At 40.5% G+C, this 25,711-nt stretch carries 27 protein-coding genes; 9 read left to right on the plus strand and 18 right to left on the minus strand.

The window, feature by feature from the left end:
* Positions 1-5: 5 nt before the first annotated feature.
* From PS1M3_RS12345 to PS1M3_RS12390, 10 genes are all read right to left on the minus strand, one after another.
* Complete coding sequence (locus PS1M3_RS12345; RefSeq protein WP_138740255.1) at positions 6-830, minus strand: peptidoglycan DD-metalloendopeptidase family protein; 825 nt, start codon at positions 828-830, stop codon at positions 6-8.
* 41 nt (positions 831-871) lie between these two features.
* Positions 872-1,450 (minus strand): YqaA family protein, encoded by a 579-nt coding sequence (locus tag PS1M3_RS12350; protein ID WP_138740254.1) that lies wholly within the window; start codon positions 1,448-1,450, stop codon positions 872-874.
* Positions 1,451-1,459: 9 nt separating this feature from the next.
* Positions 1,460-2,098, minus strand: coding sequence for a protein-L-isoaspartate(D-aspartate) O-methyltransferase (locus PS1M3_RS12355; protein WP_006791960.1), 639 nt, complete (start codon positions 2,096-2,098; stop codon positions 1,460-1,462).
* Positions 2,088-2,852 (minus strand): 5'/3'-nucleotidase SurE, encoded by a 765-nt coding sequence (surE, locus tag PS1M3_RS12360; protein ID WP_006791959.1) that lies wholly within the window; start codon positions 2,850-2,852, stop codon positions 2,088-2,090. Before surE ends, PS1M3_RS12355 begins: the two co-directional genes overlap by 11 nt.
* Complete coding sequence (gene truD, locus PS1M3_RS12365; protein ID WP_203984537.1) at positions 2,833-3,885, minus strand: tRNA pseudouridine(13) synthase TruD; 1,053 nt, start codon at positions 3,883-3,885, stop codon at positions 2,833-2,835. Before truD ends, surE begins: the two co-directional genes overlap by 20 nt.
* Positions 3,882-4,379 carry a 2-C-methyl-D-erythritol 2,4-cyclodiphosphate synthase gene (ispF, locus tag PS1M3_RS12370; protein WP_008126885.1) on the minus strand — a complete coding sequence of 166 codons (498 nt, stop codon included), beginning with the start codon at positions 4,377-4,379 and terminating at the stop codon, positions 3,882-3,884. Before ispF ends, truD begins: the two co-directional genes overlap by 4 nt.
* Entirely contained in the window at positions 4,376-5,077 is a 702-nt protein-coding gene (ispD, locus tag PS1M3_RS12375) for a 2-C-methyl-D-erythritol 4-phosphate cytidylyltransferase (protein WP_008126883.1), read from the minus strand. The genes ispF and ispD overlap by 4 nt, the downstream gene beginning before the upstream one ends.
* Positions 5,067-5,354, minus strand: coding sequence for a cell division protein FtsB (gene ftsB, locus PS1M3_RS12380; RefSeq protein ID WP_006791955.1), 288 nt, complete (start codon positions 5,352-5,354; stop codon positions 5,067-5,069). The genes ispD and ftsB overlap by 11 nt, the downstream gene beginning before the upstream one ends.
* A gap of 40 nt (positions 5,355-5,394) precedes the next feature.
* Positions 5,395-6,027: a hypothetical protein gene (locus PS1M3_RS12385; protein WP_203984539.1), complete on the minus strand. Its 633-nt coding sequence runs from the start codon at positions 6,025-6,027 to the stop codon at positions 5,395-5,397.
* Between the two features lie 74 nt (positions 6,028-6,101).
* The gene (locus tag PS1M3_RS12390) at positions 6,102-6,581 is read right to left on the minus strand and encodes a DUF2947 domain-containing protein (protein ID WP_006791953.1); all 480 of its coding nucleotides are present in this window, start codon (positions 6,579-6,581) and stop codon (positions 6,102-6,104) included.
* A 60-nt stretch (positions 6,582-6,641) separates the two neighbouring features.
* On the opposite strand from PS1M3_RS12390, the gene PS1M3_RS12395 reads away from it, so the two are divergent.
* Genes PS1M3_RS12395 through PS1M3_RS12405 form a run of 3 tightly spaced genes read left to right on the plus strand, consistent with a single transcriptional unit; the run spans position 6,642 to position 8,956 of the window.
* Positions 6,642-6,866, plus strand: coding sequence for a DUF1653 domain-containing protein (locus tag PS1M3_RS12395; protein ID WP_006791952.1), 225 nt, complete (start codon positions 6,642-6,644; stop codon positions 6,864-6,866).
* A 52-nt stretch (positions 6,867-6,918) separates the two neighbouring features.
* Entirely contained in the window at positions 6,919-7,767 is an 849-nt protein-coding gene (locus PS1M3_RS12400) for a MoxR family ATPase (RefSeq protein WP_058428479.1), read from the plus strand.
* Between the two features lies 1 nt (position 7,768).
* A complete protein-coding gene (locus tag PS1M3_RS12405) occupies positions 7,769-8,956 on the plus strand; it encodes a VWA domain-containing protein (RefSeq protein ID WP_203984541.1) in 1,188 nt (395 codons plus the stop codon).
* 699 nt (positions 8,957-9,655) lie between these two features.
* Here PS1M3_RS12405 and PS1M3_RS12410 read toward each other — a convergent pair.
* The 5 genes from PS1M3_RS12410 to tkt form a co-directional block, all read right to left on the minus strand.
* Positions 9,656-10,111 (minus strand): GNAT family N-acetyltransferase, encoded by a 456-nt coding sequence (locus PS1M3_RS12410; RefSeq protein ID WP_138740247.1) that lies wholly within the window; start codon positions 10,109-10,111, stop codon positions 9,656-9,658.
* 71 nt (positions 10,112-10,182) lie between these two features.
* Complete coding sequence (locus PS1M3_RS12415) at positions 10,183-11,418, minus strand: NRAMP family divalent metal transporter (protein ID WP_203984543.1); 1,236 nt, start codon at positions 11,416-11,418, stop codon at positions 10,183-10,185.
* Between the two features lie 142 nt (positions 11,419-11,560).
* A complete protein-coding gene (gene hpf / locus PS1M3_RS12420; RefSeq protein ID WP_006791946.1) occupies positions 11,561-11,917 on the minus strand; it encodes a ribosome hibernation-promoting factor, HPF/YfiA family in 357 nt (118 codons plus the stop codon).
* Between the two features lie 180 nt (positions 11,918-12,097).
* Positions 12,098-12,412 carry a pyrimidine/purine nucleoside phosphorylase gene (locus tag PS1M3_RS12425; protein ID WP_138740245.1) on the minus strand — a complete coding sequence of 105 codons (315 nt, stop codon included), beginning with the start codon at positions 12,410-12,412 and terminating at the stop codon, positions 12,098-12,100.
* 183 nt (positions 12,413-12,595) lie between these two features.
* Positions 12,596-14,587, minus strand: coding sequence for a transketolase (gene tkt / locus PS1M3_RS12430; protein WP_203984545.1), 1,992 nt, complete (start codon positions 14,585-14,587; stop codon positions 12,596-12,598).
* Between the two features lie 305 nt (positions 14,588-14,892).
* Here tkt and metK point away from each other — a divergent pair, with 305 nt between their 5' ends.
* The 5 genes from metK to serA all read left to right on the plus strand — a co-directional run bounded on the left by metK (position 14,893) and on the right by serA (position 19,319).
* Positions 14,893-16,044, plus strand: coding sequence for a methionine adenosyltransferase (gene metK / locus PS1M3_RS12435; protein WP_006791943.1), 1,152 nt, complete (start codon positions 14,893-14,895; stop codon positions 16,042-16,044).
* Between the two features lie 163 nt (positions 16,045-16,207).
* Positions 16,208-16,756: a hypothetical protein gene (locus PS1M3_RS12440; protein ID WP_138740244.1), complete on the plus strand. Its 549-nt coding sequence runs from the start codon at positions 16,208-16,210 to the stop codon at positions 16,754-16,756.
* Positions 16,757-16,776: 20 nt separating this feature from the next.
* Entirely contained in the window at positions 16,777-17,373 is a 597-nt protein-coding gene (locus PS1M3_RS12445; RefSeq protein WP_138740243.1) for a 5-formyltetrahydrofolate cyclo-ligase, read from the plus strand.
* 53 nt (positions 17,374-17,426) lie between these two features.
* Positions 17,427-18,080 carry a ribose-5-phosphate isomerase RpiA gene (gene rpiA, locus PS1M3_RS12450; protein WP_006791940.1) on the plus strand — a complete coding sequence of 218 codons (654 nt, stop codon included), beginning with the start codon at positions 17,427-17,429 and terminating at the stop codon, positions 18,078-18,080.
* Between the two features lie 9 nt (positions 18,081-18,089).
* A complete protein-coding gene (serA, locus tag PS1M3_RS12455; protein WP_138740242.1) occupies positions 18,090-19,319 on the plus strand; it encodes a phosphoglycerate dehydrogenase in 1,230 nt (409 codons plus the stop codon).
* 76 nt (positions 19,320-19,395) lie between these two features.
* On the opposite strand, the gene PS1M3_RS12460 is transcribed toward serA, so the two are convergent.
* Positions 19,396-20,328, minus strand: a complete 933-nt coding sequence (locus tag PS1M3_RS12460) for a hypothetical protein (RefSeq protein WP_203984546.1) — start codon at positions 20,326-20,328, stop codon at positions 19,396-19,398.
* A gap of 75 nt (positions 20,329-20,403) precedes the next feature.
* Positions 20,404-21,789 (minus strand): DNA repair protein RadA, encoded by a 1,386-nt coding sequence (gene radA, locus PS1M3_RS12465; protein WP_008130364.1) that lies wholly within the window; start codon positions 21,787-21,789, stop codon positions 20,404-20,406.
* A 359-nt stretch (positions 21,790-22,148) separates the two neighbouring features.
* Here radA and PS1M3_RS12470 point away from each other — a divergent pair, with 359 nt between their 5' ends.
* Positions 22,149-24,626 (plus strand): PilZ domain-containing protein, encoded by a 2,478-nt coding sequence (locus PS1M3_RS12470; protein ID WP_203984548.1) that lies wholly within the window; start codon positions 22,149-22,151, stop codon positions 24,624-24,626.
* 25 nt (positions 24,627-24,651) lie between these two features.
* Here PS1M3_RS12470 and serB read toward each other — a convergent pair whose 3' ends face one another.
* The gene (gene serB, locus PS1M3_RS12475) at positions 24,652-25,671 is read right to left on the minus strand and encodes a phosphoserine phosphatase SerB (protein ID WP_203984550.1); all 1,020 of its coding nucleotides are present in this window, start codon (positions 25,669-25,671) and stop codon (positions 24,652-24,654) included.
* Positions 25,672-25,711 lie beyond the last annotated feature (40 nt).

A 25,711-nucleotide genomic window follows, 5' to 3' on the forward strand; every position in this document is an offset into this window, starting at 1 on the left:
AAAATCTAAGGAAGGTATTTAGCAGGATTGACAGCTTTCCCACGGTAACGAATTTCAAAGCGAAGCGCGGTAACCGAAGACTCTGAATTGCCAATTTCTGCTATTTTTTGTCCTGCCTTAACTTTTTGCTTTTCTTTTACAAGTAATTTCGAGTTATGTGCATAAGCACTTAGGTAATCATCATTATGTTTCAAAATGATTAAATTACCATAACCTCGAAGCGCGTTACCCGCATACACCACCGTTCCTTGTGCAGCGGCTAAAACTGTAGCCCCCATTTTATTAGTAATTTGTAAGCCTTTATAGCCGTTTTCTTTATTAGAAAAGCGTTTGGTAATTTTGCCCTTTGCTGGCCAAAACCACTTTAATTTACCGCTCGACAACTGCTTTTGATTACTAACTTTATATTTGGCTTGTTTTTGAACATACTCTCGTTTTTTTGGCCGTTCAAGTCCTTTCTTTAATTTTTTGTTATTATTTTGTATGTTTTTTCTAGACTTTTTACTCGAATTCGTATATTTTTTTGAGCTTTTAATTTTTTTGATAGTGGGAGAGAGAGAGATTGACTGGCCTGGATATATAACATAAGGACTTGAAATTGAGTTGTTTTTAGCAAGTTCTCTAAAGTCTTTTCCTGCGCTAAATGCGATTGAATAAAGTGTATCTCCTTTTTGTACTGTATATTTGCCATCTACAATGTTAATTAAATGGTTTGAGTCATTAACATTATTATTTAAGCTACTAACGGGCGCTGGAACATGGCGAGATGAACAACCAAAGAGAAAAACACTAATGAACAAAGCAACATAAAGCATAAATTGTCTATTCATCGTGCTTTTCTCCATGTTTAAGTAACATTATTTTATATAGCTTAACGCAACAAAAAGTACGCAACGGCTATTAATATTACTAATCCCCAGCCAAGCACTTCAATATACTGACGTAATTTTTTCTCCATTTGCGCTCCGCCCCATTTCATAAGCGCAGCAACTAGAAAAAACCGAGCACCGCGCCCGATTGCAGAAGCAATTAAAAATGGTAAAAACGCCATCTGTAAAACGCCCGCACCAATTGTAAATACTTTATAGGGTATGGGTGAAAAACCAGCTAAGAACACAACCCAAACGCCATACTCTTTAAACCAATTTAATGCTACATCAAACTTTTCTTGCCAATGCATCTGTGCAATTAGCGGCTCTACAACAGGTTCAAATAGCCAAAAACCAAGTAAATAGCCAATTACCCCGCCCAGCACAGATGCAATCGTCGCGAAGCTTGCAAAACGCCACGCCTTACTAGGTTGAGCCAGCGACATTGGCGCTAACATTACATCGGGTGGGATAGGAAAAAAAACAGACTCGGCAAAACTCATTCCTGCTAAATAACTCTCCGCATGGCGGTGCTTTGCCCATACTAGGGCCATATCGTACAACTTAGTAAACAACTTCAAAGTGAATTCCTATTCAATATCACCAGGTACCAAAGGTACAAATCTTACTGGTGCAATAACATGCTCTGTAAAGCTTTCGCCCTTTCGAATAACCATTATTAATTTTTGATCAGCTTCGCCAACCGGCGCTAATAATACACCGCCATCGGCGAGTTGACTTAACAAACCTTGAGGTAAGGTGGCAGCCGCAGCGGTAACAATAATACCGTCAAATGGTGCTTGAGATTGCCAACCTTGCCAGCCATCTCCATGTTTCATTGTTACATTGTATAAATCAAGCTGCTGCAGACGCCGTTTAGCCTGCCATTGCAAAGCTTTGATCCGCTCAACAGAATAAACGTTAGTAAACGTTTTAGCCAATACCGCTGTTTGATAGCCAGAGCCCGTGCCAATTTCTAATACTTTATCGCGCACACCGGCCAACCTCAAAAGCTCCGTCATACGGGCTACAATATAAGGCTGCGAAATAGTTTGCCCTTGCCCAATAGGTAGCGCTGTATTTTCATAAGCTTTGTGCTGCAATACGTCGTCAATAAATAAATGACGAGGTATACCTGCAATGGCATCAAGTACGCCTTGATCCTCAACACCTTCACGTTTAAGTAAATCTGATAACGCTTTCGCACTTCGCGTGTAATTAGCGAGCACGATTTATCTCCAAATTAGATAACCAGTCCCCAACTGCCTTAATGCTATTGTGTGCGGTCATATCAACACTGAGTGGTGTAACCGATGCAAAACCATTATTAATGGCGTAAAAGTCAGTTCCTTCACCTGCATCACTCTCTGTACCAAGCGAGCCATACCAGTAAATACTTCGACCCCAAGGGTCCGTTTGCTTGGTCATAGTTTCAGCTTTATGCCGAGCGCCTAAACGCGTAACCTGCACACCTTTTAATTCACTTAGCGGAACATCTGGCACATTAACATTAATAATTTGGTCTTTTGGTAATGGGTGCGATGCAAGTTCTTTAATTATATTAACTGTTACCGCGGCTGCTGTTTCAAAGTGCTCGCCATTGTGTGAGCAAAGTGAAACTGCAATAGCAGGCAACCCCAAATGACGACCTTCGGTCGCTGCAGCAACAGTGCCTGAATAAAGCGTATCATCACCTAAATTGGCGCCATGATTAATGCCTGCCACAACTAAATCTGGTTTTTGGTCAACAAGCTGATTAACACCTAAATGAACGCAATCGGTTGGCGTGCCATTAACTGACATAAACCCATTTTCAAGAGTTGTTGCACGCAATGGGTTCATTAATGTGAGCGAGTTACTTGCACCACTGCAATTGCGATCGGGTGCCACCAAAGTGACGTCTGCAATTTTTGTAAGCGCGTTATATAAGACCGCTATGCCTTTAGCATTAACGCCATCATCGTTACTTAACAGTATCTTCATTTATGCCATTATCCTTTTCTTTTCGCTCTTTTGGACTTGCATCTGTATAGTCCACCAGCTCACGTAGTAATGCGGTTGCAAAACATCCTTTAGGTAAACCAAAGCTCAGCTTAAGTGTGGTGTTATCAAGTGTTTCTACAGCCAAGTTATCAGGAATCAAACGCAACATTCTACGCTCGTTTTTAAGCCCTAATTCACCCAGGCCTTCACACCAAGCCTGATAGGGTTTAAGCCATATTTTTTCTTGCTCAGTTAACCCTTTATCACTTTTGCCTGCCATTGGTGCCGACATTACAATATCACCAGAGGCTAAACGTGCTATGTTTTCGTCGTTAATTGCATCTTCAAAAAATGCATTACTGCCGCTGAGCATAAATACTTCGCGGTGCATAGTTTTAGCTAAACCGTGTTCTTTTACACGTAAACTTACAAGTTGATTAAAAATATGTGAACGCGCAGCTGAAATAATAATACCGCGTAACTTCTTATCGCGAATACGTTCGCCGGCAAACATTTTTTCGGCCATAACTAAATTATGCCCATCGCGGCCAAAACGCTGCTCGCCAAAGTAATTTGGCACACCAGCACGCACAGCATTTATGCGGCATAATATATCAAGCGGCTCGGTAACATTACGAAAAGTAATGGTAAATTTATTGCCCTTGTGGCAACCGGTGCGTAATTTACGCTCGTGGCGCTGTTGCGACACTATAAAAATGCTTTCGCTATTTAACTCTGTAAAATCTATATGCTTTTTAATGGGCACTTTTACACTAAACCATTGGCTACATACACCATGACGATCTTTCATGCCCGCGTAGCTTACATCGCGAGGGGATACACCGGCTTTTTGCGCGATAATTTTAGCCACGTATTGTGTGTTTTCGCCTTTTTTAACCACCTGCAAGCATACATGCTCACCGTTACCTGTAAACTCTATACCTAGATCTTCATCTACCATAAAGTCTTCTGCAGTGGTTTTAAAGTCAGCTTTTGAAAGCGGTGCGCCGTATAAATAATTTAAGTCGCTCATGCGTTTTTTGTACTCGCAAGCTCTTTACTCATAATAACCACGGCATGACTAGAAATACCTTCTTTACGTCCTTCAAAGCCCAACTTTTCAGTTGTCGTAGCCTTAACATTTATTTGGCTAAGATCGCAGTTTAAATCATTAGCTAGATTTACACGCATAGCCTGTATGTGCGGCAGCATTTTTGGTGCTTGTGCCACAATGGTGACATCGCCGTTTCCTAATACATAGCCTTGCTCTTTAGCTAACTTAACAACATGACGAAGCAAAATGCGGCTGTCTATATTTTCATATTCGCTCGCTGTATCAGGAAAGTGCTTACCAATATCGCCCATAGCGAGCGCACCTAAAATAGCATCACATAATGCATGAATAGCTACATCGCCATCTGAGTGTGCTAAAAAGCCTTGTGGGTAATCAATTTTTTCGCCACAAATAGTTAACGGGCCTTCGCCGCCAAATTTATGTACGTCAAAACCATGGCCAATTCGTATCATACTGCACTCTCGTTTTGTTGTTTATTTAATAAAAACCCTGCCAAAGCTAAATCTTCTGGCGTGGTTATTTTAATATTATCACTACGACCCGCTATAAGTTTTACTGGTTTGTTTACCCACTCAATTGCACTGGCTTCGTCGGTAATAGGCACCCCACTTTGTAGCGCATTTTGCAGCGCATTTTTAAGGTCACTGTACTTAAAAAATTGAGGGGTAAGCGCTTGCCACAGGTCGTCTCGGGGGACAGTTTGCTTTGAGTGTGTATCGCCGCGTTTGATGGTGTCTTTTACTTTAGTGGCTAAAATTCCGCCTTCATTTGTACTAAGGCACTCACTGATAAGGCGCTCAATGTCTGCTAGGTCAACCAATGGGCGCGCTGCATCGTGCACTAATACCCAATCAGGGGGATTGGGTGCTAAAAATAACAAACTATTAAGTACTGAATCAGCACGTTCTTTGCCACCACTTGAACGAACAATGCGCGCATCGGTTAATGGTAGTTCACTAAAGTATGGGTCTGTATCGCTAAGAGCAACAACAATAGTTTGCAGTTGTGGTAATTGAGATAATTTAGTTAGGGTATGTTCTAAAATTGTTTTACCCGCTAACTGTATATATTGTTTAGGTGCATTGTGCTGCATTCTGCTGCCTACACCTGCTGCGGGTACAATCGCAACGATAGTTTGTTTATTTCTCATATTGGTTGCCCGGTAAAACACGAATAAATGTTTCGTCCGGCTTAATCATTCCTAATTCGTTTCGGGCACGCTCTTCAATACCTTCAAGGCCAAGCTTTAAATCTTCTATGTCGGCTTTGAGCACTTTATTACGTTTTATCAACTTTTCGTTAGTGTCTTGGTGGGTTGCCACCGCTCCTTTTAAGCGCGAGTAATCTTGCACACCATTTTGACCAAACCATAACCTGTATTGAACAAACAGTGCTAAGCACAGTAAGCACACTTGAAAAACACGCATTTAACACTCCTTATTTAATAATTTAAAAGTTTTAACTTAACTAAGCTAATGGGCGTTTTATATTGCGCCAATTAATGTTCCCTGCCAGTAGCATTTCACGCAATGATAATACACGTGGTGTGCAACGCTTTGAAAACTGCCACTGATGCCCACAGCACGCTGCAGCTAAACTCAACTTACTTGGCTTTAAAAGTTGTGCATATTGCTGCTCTAGGCTGTTGCCTAAAAAATCAAACCACCCTAGCTCGTTGCAATGCAACTTGTTTTCAGACACCTGATCAATACTGTCTATCCTAAGATGTAATTTGTCATACTGGTTTACTATCACCGGAACAATTAGTCCCACTTTGGCATGCGCTTGAAAAAAAAGTTCATTGGCTTGTTTATTTACATTGGGCGGCGCTGCTTTTTGTTTTTCGAGCCACGAGCCATTTTGTGCATCAAGCGTAAAAGGCGAATGCCCGTTTACTACAAGCGATGCAGCTCGTTCAATGTAATAAGGCAAACTTTTTAACTGCCTACGCAGCTTATCGGCATTAGGTTCGGCGACAAGCCGCTGAACTTCTCGCTGATAAAATGCATTGCACAACTGCGCATAAAGCGCCTTTTGCGCATCAGTTTGCCAAATTTCAACTTGCTGCTGTTCACCAAGTGACTGATTTTTCGCGACCAATTGCTTTACTCAAAAACATTCAGATAACTGTTTTATAACATAGTACTGAATAGTTTTTAAGCACACATAAAAAATTAAGCGCTTGGTTTTTCACCTAACTTAGCTTTACCCGACTCTAAAAATTGCACAACACTGTTGCGCTTTTTACCAACTAGTAAACTGCCATCGGCTAAAAACATAAAGTTTTGCCAATTACGTTTAAATACGTCAAACGTTGTTTCAATAACATTATCGCGCGCCATACAAAAATATACCGTGGTATTTGCTTCCCACCCTAAAAACTCTAAAATTTCTTGAGGTGGTAAAGCATCGCCATTTTCCCAAGCTGCTTCCCAGTTAACTTCATCACTAAAGCTTTTATCTTGGCCGCACCACATACTGTCATCAAAAAAGTCGGGGTGGTCAAACTCCCGGCTTACCATTGTGCTCCAAAGCACAGCTGCGCGCTCGTCGCTCATTGGTTTTATTTTAGCTGCGTCATCACTTGATACCGGAATGTCTTTATGGCGAAAAACCCACGCTTTTCTGTAATCATCTAACGAAATATAGTTCATAATATTGGCAAATTAGTTAGCATTAAAAGTGCAAACACAAATTATACAAGAGATTGAAGCATGACTACAGCACTAAAACTGGGTTTATATCAACACTACAAAGGCCCGCAGTACAAAGTTTTATATCAGGCAACACATAGCGAAACAGACGAACAATTGGTGATATACCAAGCCTTATATGGTGAGTTCGGTATTTGGGCACGACCACTTAGTATGTTTTTAGAAACCGTTGAAAAAGAGGGCAAAACTATACCTCGTTTTGCCTACCTTGGACCTGCAGATTAACTGTGGCATTATAACCCCATTCAATACTGCTCAGACCAGACAAGGGTACACCGTGCAATTTAATTCTACTGACAATTACATCGCAAGCAGCTCGCTAAAACAGGCTGTAAATGCTGCTATCATGCTTGAAAAACCATTACTTATTAAAGGTGAACCTGGTACAGGCAAAACAATGTTGGCCGAAGAGCTTGCAAAAAGTTTAGACACCGAGCTTATTCAGTGGCACATTAAATCGACCACCAAAGCACAGCAAGGTTTATACGAATACGATGCCGTATCGCGTTTGCGCGACAGCCAGCTAGGTGATGAGCGCGTGCATGATATTGGCAACTACATTGTTAAAGGTAAGCTGTGGCAAGCATTTACCTATGCCGAGCTTAACGGCAAACGCCCAGTTTTACTCATTGACGAAATAGACAAAGCCGACATTGAGTTTCCAAACGATTTACTGCTCGAACTTGATAAAATGGAGTTTCACGTTTACGAAACAGGTGAGCGCATTATCGCAAAAGAGCGTCCTATTGTGATCATCACTTCAAATAACGAAAAAGAGCTGCCTGATGCCTTTTTACGCCGCTGTTTTTTTCATTATATTGACTTTCCAAGCAGCGAGGAAATGCAGCAAATTGTTGATGTACATTACCCTAACGTTAAACAAGATTTAGTACGCCAAGCATTAGAAGTATTTTTTAACTTACGTGAAGCCAACGGCCTTAAAAAGAAGCCCTCCACCAGCGAATTGCTAGATTGGTTAAAACTTTTAATGGCAGAGGATATAGACGCTAAAACATTACACGACAAAAGCCAAAAAGGCGGCTTAATGCCGATGTTTGGCGCACTGCTTAAAAATGAGCAAGACATAAGCCTCATCGAAAAACTTGCGTTTATGAGCCGCCGTTAATATGTTGATTGCGTTTTTCTTCAAATTACGTGAATACCGTTTACCGGTAAGCCTGCGCGAACTACTCGATTTAATTAACGCCTTAAAAAAAGGCGTTATATTTGCCGACGTAGATGCCTTTTACCATTTGGCCCGCACCATAATGGTAAAAGACGAAACCCATTTTGATAGGTTTGATAAAGCCTTTAGCGACTACTTTAGCGGTATTGCCGACTTAGACCTACTCGAGAGTTTAAAGCAACAGCACAACTTACCTGAAGATTGGCTTCGCAAAGAGTTTGAAAAAAAACTAAGCGATGAAGAAAAAGCCCAACTGAAAGCGATGGGTGGGCTCGACGAGCTCATGAAAACCCTGAAAGAGCGTTTAGAAGAGCAACAAAAACGCCACGCAGGCGGTAATAAATGGGTAGGTACCGGCGGTACATCTCCTTTTGGCGCGTATGGTTATAACCCTGAGGGCGTGCGTATAGGACAAGACGGCAACCGCAATCGCCAAGCGGTAAAAGTGTGGGACAAGCGCGAATACCGTAACCTAGATTCAGACCGCGAAATTGGCTCACGCACTATAAAACTCGCCCTTAAAAAGCTGCGCAAATTTGCCCGCACCGGCGCAAGTGACACCCTTGATTTAAACGAGACCATTCGCGCAACCGCCAAGCAAGGCGGCATGCTAGATGTAAAAATGGCACCCGAGCGCCACAATGCGGTAAAAGTATTAATGCTGTTTGATATTGGCGGCTCAATGGATGACTACATTCATACCTGCGAAGAATTATTTAGCGCAGCCCACAGTGAATTTAAGCATTTAGAGTTTTACTACTTTCATAACTGTTTATACGAACACGTTTGGCAGGATAACCAACGCCGCCATTCAAACGTAATAGACACCATGACGCTGATTAATAAATTTACCAGCGACTACAAAGTCATATTTGTGGGTGATGCTACTATGGGCCCATACGAAATAGCCTACCCCGGCGGCTCGGTAGAACATTACAACGAAGAGCCCGGCAGTGCATGGTTGCAACGTATAACAAACCACTTTGATAAAGTCGCCTGGCTCAACCCACAACCCGTTGAACACTGGCCGTACTATCAATCAATTGGCTTTATAAAAGAGTTAATGAACAATCGCATGTACGCGCTGAGCTTGGATGGGATAAGTAGCGCGATAAAAGATCTGAGTTGATCGTTAATATCAATGACAGCTCAGTGCCATTAGCAGACATCGACTTTAATGTCTTAAGTCAAGATTTGACTCCATTCACTTATAACCTGTGTTGGCCGCTCTTGCCAACATCCGGTTGATAGATTTGTTATGAGCTGATTTCAAACCTTAGTCCTTTCCATTTGATTCTTTCAGTTGCTCTTTAGCACTGGAAAAACCATCGTTAAAACCTTTAGAGAATGGCTCTACCGCGGTCGCAATTACCAAACACATAGCGCCTAGAAGCATAGTGTTTCGTTTGTTTTTTACATACCCATAGATAGTTAGAAAAACAAACAATATTGAAAATACTAGCTGCAAATAAAACACTTAAAATTCCTTTTATTTAAAATTAACACGACGACTAAAGCTCATAACAATTTAATAGTGCGCTCGTCGCGCATATTTCTGCCGACGCTACGCTCATTTTTCTACATTATATAGTTTTAACAAATTACCTAAGGTATTACTATCGCAAAGTTTTCTAAAGTTTTTAGGTAAAGTTAAATTAACCAATATGCGCGCAGCGCTTACTTTCATGAATATATGCGCAGAGCAGTTTAACCAATCTATTAACGACGATATTTAGCCAATCTCAATGTCCGCTTATCGCTCTGAACAGCCATGCGGATAATATTTAAATCATACAACTACAAAACGTTACTTCTCGGTCATTTTAGTTTAAACCGATTTACTCATAAACAAGCTATACGGGTCTAACTCATAATTACCAAACGGTTCGCACTCTTTAAAACCAAATTGGACATAAAGCTTTTGTGCGGGTAAAAATGCCTTAGCAGTGCCGGTTTCTAAACTAAGTTTTTTATAGCCTCGCAGTGTTGCTTGCTCAATAATATGCGTGAGTAACTTAGCGGCTATGCCTTGGCGTAAATAGTTGCTTGAGGTGCGCATTGATTTAATTTCGCCATGCGTTGTATTTAGCGCTTTTAATGCGCCGACACCCGCTAAGTTATTATCAATCCATAAGCTATAAAAGGTTATGTCGGGCTGAGTGAGTTTAGTTACATCCAGTGCATGTACGCTCTCTATGGGGGAGTGTTTTAGCATATCGTTATGATGCGCTTGTAGTAGCTTTATAACGTGAGGGTTTGAAAGCTCGCCTGTTCTAATATCCATTTATACCTCGTTTAACCCTAGAATTTAATGCTTTAGGGCTTTAATGAAAACCCTAAAGTAAGTGGCTCTATTTAGAATGCTAGTTTCCACACTACAAACGCAACAGCGAAACCAACCAAGTACACTAAGCCTAGCCACGTTAAGCAGCGCAATAGTACGCTGTGTTTAATGGCGGGCTCTGATCGCACAAGGCTAAAGTTAAGCCATGCAAAAACGGGAGTAGTGACAAAAGCAAGTGTCATGGCAAAAGTAAGCATTGGCCCCAGGGCCGATTTAAAAAATAAAATAACGGCCATACCTGCAAGCGCTTGTAGTATTAACCAAATATTTAGGCTGTGTTTTGATTGCCCAAAACCAAGCAATTTATGTGACTCGTTAAGTGTACGTGCGTAGCCGTCAAGCACGGTAAGTGTAGTGCCAAACATACATAAAAAAGCAATAGCTGATACCAGCGGCCTTGCCCACTCACCAATAGTCAGTGCGTACATGTCTATGAGCTGTTTAGCAAAGGCAACACCGCCAAGCTCAATACTGCTGCTTTGCCCGTATTGCACCAGCACACCTAAGCTAAAAAATACCAATGCTAAGCAGGCTGTTAGCCAATAGCCTACGTTAAAATCAAACAAGCCTTGGCTTTTAGTGACCGCTTGCTGGGCTTGCTTTTCTTTAAGCCACAGCGAACTAAGGGCTGATATTTCTATGGGTGCTGGCATCCAACCCATTAACGCGACCATAAAGCTGAGCATAACAAGTTCGTACGGTGACGGGCCAACATAGTCAGCTGGCGCCATTGGGCCATTACTAAATGCGATAACTAGCGCAATAACAGTAGCCAGTGTTAATAACCCCATTAAGCCTTTGGCAACGCTGTCGAGCGCTTTAAAGTGCCCTAACAATAATATGGCTAAGCACACACCGAGCAATATCCAACATAGCAGGGTTATCTCTATAACTACAGGCAATGCGTAATGTAGTAAGCTGGCGGTAAGTAGTAATACGCCTGCGGTATTAACAACAGCAGCGAGTATGTTTAGGCCTATAAAACTATAAAAATACACCGGACCTTTGTTTTTATAGCCTTCTACTAAACTGTTTTTAGTGGCTAAGGTATATTCCATACCAAAGCGAAAAAACGGATATTTTAATACGTTAACAGCCAGTATTAACCAAAATAGTTGCCAGCCAAATAGCGCGCCAGCCTGAGTAGATGCAACTAAGTGAGACCCACCAATTGCTGCGGTTGCCATTAAAATACCAGGGCCTAGTGCGCCTACGTGAGATTTCCAAGAAGTGTGTGTTTGCTGCATTAATTTCTCAAATTATGTGTGTTATTCACTCTGGTTATTAATTTTCACAATTAATAACACCGAAGGCTGCATAACTTACCTAAATTAAAGGCAATAAAAAAGAGCCATAAGGCTCTTTTTTATAGTGCTTTGGGACTAAAAATTATTTTAGTTCCATCTCTTGGATGATTTCGTGCGCTATTTCTGGCGTTGTACTTACAGGCTTTTCGTGTAAATTTGCTTTTATTTGCCCTTTTCGATGTTTTAGTGCTGCATCGAGTTTTTTAGCTGCGCTTGCAATAGCTGGGTACATTACTTCGTTTTCCCCTTTTACTGATATTCGCGCACCTTCGTAATTAGTGCTAATTTCGGCTTGGATTTTATGATGCTCTTTAGACAAGATCATATCGAGAGAAATAAGTGATGGAAAGTGGCTCTCAATTTTAGAAAATTTTTCGTTGATGTGCTCTCTAATAGAGTCAGTAACTTCAACATGGTGACCAGAAAGATTAATTTTCATAGGGTATCCTTTTATTTGTTACCTCATAAATAGTATTGGGGGCTATTTAGATTAACACAAGGAAAAAAGAGAGATATTTGAGGTTTATTTGCGGTTTTTGGTGATTTAAATCATGTGTTGCGCAAAGTTTATGCAAAGCCCATAAATCATGGGCTTTCAGACGTCTAGCTGTGCTAGCTATTAATCTGTGTACGAGCAACAGTAGTCGGCAAAATCACTTACTTTTACTTTAAAGCTTACGTTAGCGTCTACATTAAATGACTCGCCCGCATTAAATGTTTTCCACTCACTCTCGCCTGGTAATAAAATATCCCACTGGCCACCTAAAAGCTCCATGAGTTCTTTTTTACTGGTATCGAATACAAACTCACCCGGCTGCATAAAGCCTAATGTTTTGGTAGTTCCATCGCTAAATACAACCGTACGGCTTGACACTTTACCGTCAAAATACACGTTGGCCTTTTTAACTACGCTTACATTTTCAAACTGAGACATTTTAGCTCCTGCTATTAATTTAAAGATCTTTCTTCATAAATTTTATCGCACTACCTTGCCTGATAGCTTACTTTCTTGCAAGGAAAGCTGCATTGATAAAGGTGAAGTTGTTTCATATATGGGCATAAAAAAACCCGCACATTGGCGGGTTTTAAGTTACTTAACTTATTTAATCAAAAACGATTAAAAAAGTGCGTTTGCTTTACTTACAATGTTTTCAACCGTAAAGCCAAAGTGCTCAAACAACTCGTTAGCTGGTGCAGACTCACCAAAGGTGGTCATACCGACTACGGCACCATTTAGGCCTACATACTTGTACCAATAATCAGCAATACCTGCCTCTACCGCTACGCGACGAGAAACGCTTGCTGGTAATACGCTTTCTTTGTACTCAGGCGATTGATCTTCGAATGCATCAGTACATGGCATAGATACAACACGTACCTTTTTACCTTGGCTGCGTAATTCAGTAGCTGAATCTTGTGCTAATTGCACCTCAGAACCGGTTGCAATAATAATTAGCTCTGGGTTGCCGTCACAGCTAAGGATGTAACCACCCTTTTTGACGTCGCTTAACTGTTGTGCATCACGCGCCTGTTGCTCAAGACCTTGGCGTGTGAATATTAACGATGTAGGACCGTCTTTACGTTCAATAGCTTGTTGCCATGCAATTGCTGACTCAACTTGGTCACACGGGCGCCAGTTATAAAGGTTAGGCGTTAAACGCATGCTGGCAATTTGCTCTACTGGTTGGTGAGTTGGACCATCTTCACCTAAACCAATTGAATCGTGCGTGTATACAAAAATGCTTGGTTGCTTCATTAATGCAGCCATACGAACCGCATTGCGTGCGTATTCCATAAACATTAAGAACGTTGCACCGTAAGGAATAAAGCCTTTATGAAGTGCAATGCCGTTCATAATTGCCGACATACCAAACTCACGCACACCGTAGTAAACGTAGTTACCACTTGCATCGTCCGCTGTTAGGCCTTTAGAGCCTTCCCAAATTGTTAAGTTTGAACCTGCTAAATCGGCAGAGCCACCCATAAATTCTGGTAATAATGGACCAAATGCATTTAATGCATTTTGTGACGCTTTACGAGATGCTGGATTTGCCGGGTTTGCTTGTAACTGCTCAATATACGCTTGTGACTTTTCAGCCCAGTCGGCAGGTAAATCTGAATTTGTACGGCGTTTGTACTCAGCTGCAAGCTCTGGGAATGCTTTTGCATAGGCTGCAAACTTTTCGTCCCAGCTTGATTCAAGTTCTTGGCCTTTAGCTTTTCCATCCCACTGTGCGTAAATGTCTTCAGGGATTTCAAATGCATCGCCCGTCCAACCTAAAAACTCACGCGATGCTTTAATTTCGTCATCGCCAAGTGGTGCACCGTGACAGTCGTGGCTACCCGATTTATTAGGTGAACCGTAACCAATAATTGTTTTACAACAAATGAGGGTTGGTTTATCAGTCACGCTTTTTGCTTCGCTAATTGCAGCACTTACTGCATCGCTATCGTGGCCATCAACGTCACTAATTACGTGCCAGCCGTACGCTTTAAAACGTGCTGGTGTGTCATCGCTAAACCAGCCTTCAACTTCACCATCGATTGAAATACCGTTGTCATCCCAAAAAGCAACCAGCTTACCTAGGCCTAATGTGCCGGCAAGCGAACAGGCTTCATGCGAAATGCCTTCCATTAAACAACCGTCGCCCATGAATGCATAGGTATGGTGATCAACAATGTCGTGACCTTCACGGTTAAATTGTGCCGCAAGCGCTTTTTCAGCAATTGCCATGCCTACCGCATTTGTGATCCCTTGGCCTAGTGGGCCCGTAGTGGTCTCGATACCTGGCGCATAACCGTATTCTGGGTGGCCTGGTGTTTTAGAGTGCATTTGACGGAAGTTTTTAATTTCGTCCAACGGTAAATCATAACCACTTAAGTGCAATAAAGAATAGATAAGCATTGAACCGTGGCCGTTTGACAGTATAAATCGATCTCGGTCTGCCCACTCTGGATTTGATGGATTATGTTTTAGATAATCGCGCCATAATACTTCTGCGATATCAGCCATGCCCATAGGGGCTCCAGGGTGACCAGATTTGGCCTTTTGTACTGCGTCCATTGACAAGACGCGAATAGCATTTGCAAGTTCTTTGCGAGATGGCATGAATTCTCCTACCTTATATATGTATTTGCGCGGGTATTTATGTGTTCGTTTATGTACTCAAGTTACAAGAGCACTTTTATTGCGACCATTCTTACTTATTGTGGGGGCTGTGTGCAATTAAAAACCCTATAAAAATGAGGTATTATGAATATTTTTTAAGACCATAATGTCATAACTAATTTAATTTAGACGTCTAGGCGTAAAAACACTATGCAAGGTGTTTCGTTTTAGATAAAATACGCCCCTTAATTTTTTAGCGCTAATACCGACGTTTGTGAAGCGCAATATTTGTGAGCATAATTACAATGGCAAAACATTTATTTACTTCTGAATCTGTTTCTGAAGGTCATCCGGATAAAATCGCCGACCAAATCTCTGATGCGGTTCTTGATGCTATCCTAGAGCAAGACTCTCATGCCCGCGTTGCGTGCGAAACATACGTGAAAACAGGTATGGTTATGGTTGGTGGTGAAATCACTACTAGCGCATGGGTTGATATAGAAGAGATTACGCGTAAAACAGTACGTGAAATTGGCTACACTCACTCAGATATGGGTTTTGATGCTGACTCGTGTGCAATTTTGAACACCATTGGTAAACAGTCTCCAGACATTAACCAAGGTGTTGACCGTACTAGCCCAGAAGAACAAGGCGCTGGTGACCAAGGCTTAATGTTTGGTTACGCATGTAACGAAACTGAAGTGTTAATGCCTGCACCTATTACGTATTCTCACCGTTTAGTTCAACGTCAAGCACAAGTACGTAAAAGCGGCGAGCTTAACTGGTTACGCCCAGATGCAAAATCTCAAGTTACTTTTGCATACGAAAACGGTAAGCCAGTAGGTATTGATGCGGTTGTTCTGTCAACTCAGCACAGCGAAGACATCTCTCAAAACGATTTAGTAGAAGCTGTGATGGAAACCATCATCAAGCCAGTACTTCCTGCTGAACTAATCACAAGCGCAACTAAGTTTTTTATTAACCCAACAGGCCGATTTGTAATTGGTGGTCCAATGGGTGACTGTGGTTTAACAGGACGTAAAATCATTGTTGATACATACGGTGGTATGGCACGTCACGGTGGTGGTGCTTTCTCTGGTAAAGATCCATCAAAAGTTGACCGCTCAGCTGCATACGCTGCACGTTACGTGGCTAAAAACGTAGTGGCTGCTGGCCTTGCTGATAAGTGTGAATTACAAGTATCTTACGCAATAGGTGTTGCTGAGCCAACCTCTATCAGTGTTGAAACCTTTGGTACTGGTAAATTAGAAGAAGCACGTTTAATCGAATTAATTCGTGAACATTTTGACCTACGCCCTTACGGCTTAATTCAAATGCTTGATTTAGAGCGCCCTATCTACCTTCCTACTGCAGCTTACGGCCACTTTGGCCGTGACGAATTCCCATGGGAACGCACAGATAAAGCTGACGCACTTCGCGCAGCAGCGGGTCTTTAAGACTAAAGCAAAAAAACGGCCCTTTTAAGGGCCTTTTTTATAGCTAGCAATTATGTAACGCAACGCTAATTTATAGTTTAAAAAATAACTATTAATTGGTCCTCGAACTTTTTTATACTTTAGGTATATACTCATTTAATTATAAAGCTTTAGGGATATTTAAATGACCGATAACTTTCGCGTTATGTTTGCTGGACTCGCTGATAACGTTGACTCAAACACAGCGTGTACAACACTGGCGGCAAAACTAAAAATCTCAGAAGAAAAAGTAGCCTTATTTTTTAAAGGTAAGCCTTTATTTGCGCCTAGCGATAAAAACAAAGCATTAAAACAAGCTAAGCTACTTGTTGGAATGGGTATTAAAAGTAAACTTCAAGCTGTATCGACAAATACTGAAAAAACCACTCAAACGGTAAGTGGTAGCCAGCGAGATGAGCGTATTTTTGACGCATTAGACTACATAACTAGCAGTTTAATCAGGCTAGAAGAAAAACTCGAAGACCTCGAGCAGCGCTTACCTGAAAACCAAACAAAAACCCCTGAAGTAGATGAAGACGAATGGCAAGACGAAGAGCTATTACTGGACGAGGAGCTAATAACTCAGCCTAAAAAACGCAGTAATGCATTGCTTTATTCGTTAATAGCTACGGTTGTTACGTTGCTTATTATACTTGCGGTGTACTTGGCGTTTCCTGCTTTATTTGCTTTTTAATTAGTTGGTAAGTTTGAAAAATGAGCGATTCACGCGCCCAAATAAGAAAATCTATTCGCGAATTACGTAATAATTTGTCTAATGAACAGCAAAATTTAGCATCTCAATCTTTAAGTATGAATTTTATTCAATACTTAAAAACAAAAAAAACAGCTAAAAATCAACATATCGCCATTTATTTAAGTAACGACGGAGAGCTTGATACCTCCTTGTTAATTAAAGAATTATGGAACTTAAATCACGTTATTTACCTACCAGTAATACACCCATTTAATGGCGCCACTTTGCTGTTTCAGCGCTATGAGAAAAACTCACCCATGAAGGCAAATTGCTATGGTATCTTTGAACCTAAGCTAAATTGCAGTCAAATATGCCCTTTACCCGAGCTGGACTACTTACTTATGCCATTAGTTGCATTTGATAATCAAGGTAATCGCTTAGGAATGGGAGGTGGGTTTTACGATAGAACACTGGCTCGTTTACACGATGAAAACTGGCAAAAACCACGACTTATAGGCCTTGCACATGAGTGCCAAAAAGTTGATGTATTGCCAATAGAGTCTTGGGATGTACCGCTTAAAACCATAATAACACCGAACAATAATTACTGCTGGTGATGTGATTATTCGCATACTTACAGCACACGTTTGACATACATGAGCACAAAATAATGACACAAGACGAATTAAAAAAAGCAGCAGCATGGGCTGCACTCGAGTTTGTAAAAGAAAACACGATAGTAGGTGTAGGCACAGGCTCAACCGTTAATCACTTTATTGATGCCCTTGGCACAGTTAAAGACACTTTAGTAGGTGCTGTATCAAGCTCTGAAGCTTCTACAGCGCGTTTAAAAGAGCTCGGTATTGAAGTATTTGAGCTAAACGATATCGATGTACTCGATGTTTACATCGACGGCGCTGATGAAATTAACGCTCAAAATGAAATGATTAAAGGCGGTGGTGCTGCACTTACCCGTGAAAAAATTGTGGCTGCAGTTGCTAAGCAGTTTGTGTGTATTGTTGATGACACCAAACTAGTGGACACATTGGGGGAATTTCCGCTTCCAGTTGAAGTTATTCCAATGGCGCGCAGCTACGTAGCACGTGAGTTATTAAAGTTAGGCGGCGACCCAGTCTACCGCCAAGGTGTGGTTACCGATAACGGCAACGTTATTTTAGACGTATATAATTTAAATATTACCAATGCTAAGCAACTTGAGACAGATATAAATCAAATTGTTGGCGTAGTTACCAATGGCCTATTTGCGATGCGTGGTGCTGATAAAGTAATTATCGGCACTAAAAATGGGCCTCAAATTAAATAGGATGAGGTTATGAGTAAGGTATCGTTAGCAAAAGACAAAATTAAAATTCTCTTGCTTGAAGGTGTGCACCAAAGCGCAGTTGAAACGCTAAAACGAAATGGTTACAGCAATATAGACTACGTTAAAACATCGCTACCTGAAGACGAGCTTAAAGAACGTATTAAAGACGCTCACTTTGTAGGTCTGCGTTCTCGTACTCATATTAACGAAGCTGTTTTAGATGCTGCAGAGAAGCTGATTGCCATTGGTTGTTTTTGTATTGGCACAAACCAGGTTGACTTAAGTAACGCTCGCCAGCGCGGTATTGCTGTATTTAATGCGCCATTTTCAAATACACGCTCTGTTGCAGAGCTAGTACTTGGTGAAATACTGCTTTTACTTCGCGGTATACCTGAGCGAAATGCTGCAGCTCACCGTGGTGAGTGGCTAAAAACAGCAACGGGTTCATTTGAAGCACGTGGTAAAACGTTGGGTATTATTGGCTATGGCCACATTGGTACTCAGCTAGGTATTATGGCTGAAAACATAGGTATGAACGTCGAGTTTTACGACATTGAAGATAAGCTAACACTGGGTAATGCAAAACAAGTTCATAACTTGACTCAGCTACTTCAGCGCTCTGATGTAATTAGTTTGCATGTGCCAGAAACACCACAGACCAAAAACTTAATCGGTTCGGCTGAGCTTGCGGTAATGAAACAAGGCGCTATTTTAATTAACGCCTCTCGCGGCACCGTTGTTGATATTGATGCCCTTGCAGAATCACTTAACGAGAAAAAGCTAAGTGGTGCAGCAATTGACGTGTTCCCTGTTGAACCTAAATCTAACGATGAAAAGTTTGTATCGCCACTACGCGACTTCGATAACGTTATTTTAACGCCGCATATTGGTGGCTCAACTCAAGAAGCTCAAGAAAATATTGGTATTGAAGTGGCAGGTAAATTGGCTAAATATTCAGATAACGGCTCTACAATTACCGCCGTTAACTTCCCTGAGGTATCACTGCCAGAGCTTGCTAACCGTAGTCGCTTATTGCATGTTCACCACAACCGTCCAGGTGTGTTAACGCAAATTAACCAAGCGTTTGCGCAGCACGGTATCAATATAGCGGCTCAGTACTTACAAACTGATGAAGCAATTGGTTATGTGGTTATTGACGTTGATACCGACCACTCTGAAGTAGCGCTAAAAGAGCTAAGTGCAGTTGAAGGAACAATTAGAGCGCGTATTCTTCACTAAACATTATCTATAATAAAAGCCGCATTTGATTAAACAAGTGCGGCTTTTTAAATTATGATTTAACGACTTATAGTGATTAGTCGCCTTTAACTTCTAAATTTATAAACTTAACCAGTTCCTCTGGCTTACCAGCTAGCATCATTAATTGCTGGTTAACTTCCATCATAGTTTGGCCTTCAGGCAATTTTGCTGAAACAGTTAACGAATTTAAACCGCTGGCAAAGCTGGTTAACGCATTCGCTATTTCTTCAGTTACAGGCGCTTGCTCTAACTGCTGGGCTAACATTGCTTGCATTTGCTCAATAGTCATACCTTGCTTTGAAAGCTCACTTTCTAATAACTCTTTAAGTTTACCTTGATTATTTATAACAAAGCTTGCGTTACGGGGTTCAAGCTTGCTCATTGCTTGCATCATACGTGTTTGCTGTTGTAGTTGCTGCTCATAAGTTAATGGGGTATCACCCGCTTGCTTTTGTTCTTTGCTCATCGCAAGCGACGTATCCATGAGCGGTTTAGAATTAGCTAGTCCTATGTCCATATTAAAACTGATCACATCTTTAGCATTGAGCTTTACAACCATATCGCTTTCACCAGACTCTTCATTATAATCTAAAGATGAATGCAGATTGTAACTTGCTGATGCTAATATAGCATTTGTGTCAGCAGGCAGTGTGGCAATAAAGTCTTTACTGAGTGTCAGATTTTTTACATCAAGCGATGTATGCGGCGAAATTTTATCGGTTTCGTAGCCTTTAACTTCAATACTTTGAACGTTGGCTACACTCTCGCCCTCAGGGCTTATTACTTCCATACTTGTAATTTCAACACTTTTTGAAATAACACTTGCAGATAAGCCAGCATATTTAAATGTTGCACCCGTTTGCTCACTCACCATGGCCAGCTGCTTGTCTACTTCAGCACGAACCTCTTGGGTTGCAGCATAGTTAGCATAGCTAACGCCGCCAACACCTGCGGCAATAATCGCTGCTGCTATTATTAATTTTTTCATGTTATATCCTTATTTTATTTTTTATAAAAATTGTATTTCTTTAAGAGTAACATTGCATAGCAACCGCTGTAAGCGTTAATTAATCAGGCTCAATAACTCATGTACCGTTTTTACTGGAGTTATCTTAGCGCCTAGGCCTTCCATTGATTTATGGTAGTTACGAAACGGGATAAATATTTCTGTAAAACCATGCTGTGCAGCTTCTTTAACTCGTGGTACGCCGCTGTCTATTGGTCGCACATCACCGTTTAAACTCAACTCCCCCATAATACAAGTGGTTCGAGGCACAACAAATTCGTTCAAGCTACTTAGTAACGCAGTAACAAGGGCTAAATCTATACAGGTTTCTGATTCATCAATTTTTAAACCACCCACAATATTAAAAAAGGTATCGTGAAATATTTTTGTTTTTGTATGTTTACGTAAAATACCTGTGAGCATTTTTATGCGGTTCATATTTAAACCGACACAAACACGCTGTGGAAATTCAGCCTCGGTTTCTGTTGTTAAACATTGTATTTCAAGCAATAGATTCCGATTACCTTTACGGATACAGGTAATAGACGACCCCGGGGATTCAGTCGTCGAGCCCGATAAAAATATCTCACTCGGGTTGTCTACGCTTAACATTCCACGTTCACACATTTTAAAAATACCCACAGTATCAATGTCACCAAAGCGGTTTTTATTGGCACGTAGGGTACGTATTTGTCCATCATTGGTGTCTATGTGTAATAGCGCATCAACAATATGCACCAAGGTTTGCGGGCCTGCAATTTCGTTATTTTTATTCACGTGAGCAATAATAAACATGGTCACATCATTCTGCTTACAATATTGAGTTAATGCTTGAGCGGCACTTTTAACTTGCGAAGGAGAGCCTGGACTGCCATTTGCAGTATCTGTAACAACGGCTTGAATGGAGTCGATGACTGCAAACTTTATTTTATTTTTATCAAGCTCTTCAATAATAGTCTCAACGCTGGTTTCTGAAAGCAAATAAAGCTCATCGGCGTTATAGTCTAACTTTAAGCGGTTAACACGATTTTTAAACTGCGACAAAGACTCCTCAGCGGTACAGTAAAGAGACGGCATACGCTTTGACATTCTTGCTACCAAGTCAGATAAAAGCGTTGTTTTACCCGCCCCCGGATCGCCCGAAATAATATTTACAGAACCCGTAGTAACACCACCGCTTAAAACACGGTCAAGCTCGCCTATTTCTGTGAGTTGCTTTTCAGCTTCAACGGTTGCTATGTCATTAATTTTTTTAGAACCACCACCAATACCTCCGGCATAACCGCCAACACTTGAGCGCGCTGTTGCTTTCTTACTTTGTCCTGCTGAAGGTTTAAATTCAGCTAACGTGTTCCACGCACCGCAACGACACTGCCCCTGCCAACGTTGATAGTTCATGCCACACTCTGTACAAACAAACTCTACTTTTGCCGCTTTAGCCATTAATAACCTTATTTATTAATCATTGAATTTAAAAATGCGTACTGTCTTGTTGTTATTTTGCCATTTCATCTATTTACATAGCAACATAGCTTGCCTGTACAAATTTCTTAAGCCACAATCATTACCTAATTAACTGTTTTACCTTTATATATCTTAGGGCACAGTTTTTGCTTTAAAATTGAATAAAAGTAACTTGCCAATAAAATGGCACATAACACATAATAACAAAAACTAAATGGTAGTTGCTCTAAAAATCGTACCTATATTAACAACATAGCACGCTTTACGTTTATTGAATTTCTAATAAATGGATTTAATAGTATACCTACTTTTTCAAAGAGACGGTGATGGTTTTATAAATGGCTGATGACATCATGCTCAAACACGAGTCCCTCGTTAATGAGCTAAAACAATATTTAGGCAACGCCAAGTTTGACCTAATTTTTAAATCAAAAACAGCAGAGCTTACGAAGCCTGAACAGTTTTTAATTAAAATGGAAATGTCGCGCCTTTCTCAGCCTGTCGAGCGCTTTATTGATCTACGCGGTTTAGTTACAGGACAAGTAAAACCTTACGAACATAATGGTAAACAGCACTTTATGGATGAAACGGCCATTGAAGTGTTTGAAAGCGCATTAAAACAGCATGGTAAATACACACTTGCTGTTTACGAAGCGGTTATGAATACGGAAAATAACCACCGCGTAATGCAAAAAGAAGCCGCCGAAAAAGGGAATAAACAAGAGCAAAAAGATTTACTAAATACTAATGTTATTAAATTTGCATCTTACGAAAGCCGTGCAGAAGAAAGAATGAATTATTCAATAAAAGTTACTATTGAATATAACGATAAGAAAAATATTAAAGCAAGTACCTCTGATATTTCTTTGAGCGGCTGTAAAATAAAGCTGGCAAAGCGAAACATAATCAGAAAAGGCCAACTAATAGCAATGCGTTTGGTGGGTCTAGAGCAAGACTTTGAACTGGGTTTAAAAAATGGCATTCAATATGAAGTAGTTGCCGTTGAGAATATCTCACGTGAATTTAATCATATTCGTTTAAAGCGAACTTACGTTGAAAATAATGAAGCCTTTGATAACTTTTTAGAAAGCTTTATTCACGGAAATAAACGCCGCTACAAAGTTAATTTAGATAACACACTCGATGCGGTTGTATCAAAAGGTTATGAGCAATATTACATACCTCGTGTTACTTCATTGTATGTGTTTTTAAGTAAAAAAGACGATCAGTATTATCCTAGTTTAAGCCTAACAACCGAAAATAATATTTTTATTCAGCGCTACTTTACCGATGAAAGAAGTGTACCTTGCTTATACAACGTGCTTAACCATAAACGGGTCAGTGGGTTATTAACACAACCAACAGCGGTTAAAGAAGATTACCTGTATACCTTTACACATGTGTCCTCTGGTAAAGTTTATTTTTACTCTGCAACACGAACCGAACTTAATAAAAACCCAAAACTTCGTGATTTATTCTTGGGATTTGGTAGCCAAAAAGAAAGCTGGCAGTGTTTTAAAATTCAAATAATGCCAAGTCATCCTGATGATGCTTACATACCACTTTCACTGCCAAATTCTGCGGGCAGTAATATTGAAAAACTCAATAAGCCGCCCTCCCCACGTGTTGAAGGACTAGTAAAAGACGTAAAATATATTGTTGTACTAACTAGTGTAGGTAATAGCGTTGAGCAATTGCGTTATAAACAAATAACTTACGATAAAGCTTTGGTCAATCAGCTTAAACTTTTTGGGCATGCCAAACATAAAACGGCTCCCTATTTAGACATTGTTGCGCTTGAGTATGTAAATTTACGCTCGCATAAACGCTATTTATACAAAACCGACGTTAAATTACACATAAATGATACGGTATTAAGTGGACATACGCGCGATTTTTCAGTCATGGGGCTACAACTAGAGTGCGATCAGCCTGTTAACTTTAAAAAAGGCGATATCGTCCTTTTAACATTTCCTGAGTTGCAAAAAATAACTAAAAAACATAAATTGGGCGAGCTCAAGTATGAAGTTATGGCCATTAGTAAATCACTGACCACCGTTAGTTTAAAAGCAAATAGAGTGGCTGATTTACCTCATGCAGGCGTTAGCTTTTTTACACAATTAATTGAAAATAACAAAGATAAATTAAAGGTAAGTGAAGAGGCTCCTAAAATTGAAGGGCTCTCTACAGCACTTAGAAACATGGTAACAAAAAGCGTTTGCCAATTTCCGCTGTATTTACACAAAGAAGCGGCACATTTTAAAGTGGGTGCAATTGGTTATGGTTTATATTCAAGCCCGCTGCATGTACTTTTACAAAACTTTGGTCTACTTAGCAATAAAACCGACGTGTCGAGTATAATAACTAACGAGCAAATTTTAAATGTGATCACTCCAAATATAAAAGATCGCAGCAGACAAGATCCGCCACTTGCGTTTACACTGGCAATCAATTTTGATCCCCGACAAGATAAAGTCACCGAAGCTATTCAAAGCCAGTGTATATTAGGTGAAGATTACAGCAGCTTTAATGAACAAATTAGCAAGGGGATTAAGTCTCAAATTATATTTGTTATGCGACTATATATTTCACGTACTGGTCGCCCAGATACAGATTACCTATCCAACGAGCTTAGCTATGTGAGTCAATACGCGTTACATAAAGCTAAAGAGTTGGAAGAAGCTTTATGGTCGGTAACAGGTGTGGGTGATGTGGTTGATATTACAGAAGAAGCTTTAAGTCATTTTGAGTTAGATCAACAAAAGGTTGACCAAATGGGCCGTCGTAAACTGCTTTGGTTAAACCGCTCTCGCTAAGCGGTTTAACGCTAATATGCCATCGTTATTTTTTGTTTAACGGAATAGCGAGCATATAAAGTAACTGTAATAACGAACCGTTACAAATAGCCGCTTGCGCTTGCTCAACTACTTTTGGTTTACCGTGAACAGCAACCCCAAGTCCAGCCTTTGCCATCATAACGAGATCATTTGCACCATCGCCAATCGCCACTGTTTGTATTTTTTCAAGTCCGAGCTTAGCCTGCAAAGACTCTAAAATAATTGCCTTTTGCTGTGCATCTACAATAGTACCTAACACTTTACCTGTTAGCTTATCGTCTTCGAATTCAAGCACATTTGCATGTACTTCGTCTAAATCAATAAGCTGCTGAACACGCTCTGCAAATGGTACAAAACCACCAGAGGCAATAGCTAAATACCAATTGTGATGTTTTAATACTTGGCACAAAGCTTTTATGCCTGGCATAAGTGGTAAGGTACTTTTTAACTCATCCATAAGGCTTTTTTCAATACCTTTAAGCTTAGCTACTCGTTGATTTAAGCTTTCACTAAAATCAAGTTTACCCGCCATGGCAAGTGCAGTTACGGATGCTACATCATCATAAACATTTGCTAAGCGCGCTATTTCATCGATGCATTCAATAGTAATCGCTGTTGAATCCATATCCATCACTAGCAAGCCTGGCTCGTATAGGTTAGGCGGGGTATTAATTTGTACTAGTTGACATTCTAGTGTTTCTGAAAACGCTTTAAGCGTTAGTGGGTTGATAGATTGCGTTGTATTTTGAGTATAAAAGCACAGTGCTGGTGATAACCCTAAGTCAGGTTGGTATTGGCAAAGCGCAGTAACCGTTTGCCCATGGTGAGCTAAAAACTGAATGAATGTATCTATACTCGTTGCATTAAAATCACCTGCAAACGCAATGCTAAATAACCCGTATTGTGTATTTGGTACACCGTCAAACAGCTTAAAAACCCCATTTTTATGAGCAAACCATTGGTTAAGCGTTAACATTGATAATGATTGCTGTGAAATAAGCTGTGCCATGCTGATTTGCGACATGGGATCTCCGTGTTTATTTTTATTTACCTGATTTAAAAAA

Origin of the sequence: Pseudoalteromonas sp. PS1M3, assembly GCF_016865405.1 — a bacterium.
Classification (GTDB): domain Bacteria; phylum Pseudomonadota; class Gammaproteobacteria; order Enterobacterales; family Alteromonadaceae; genus Pseudoalteromonas; species Pseudoalteromonas marina.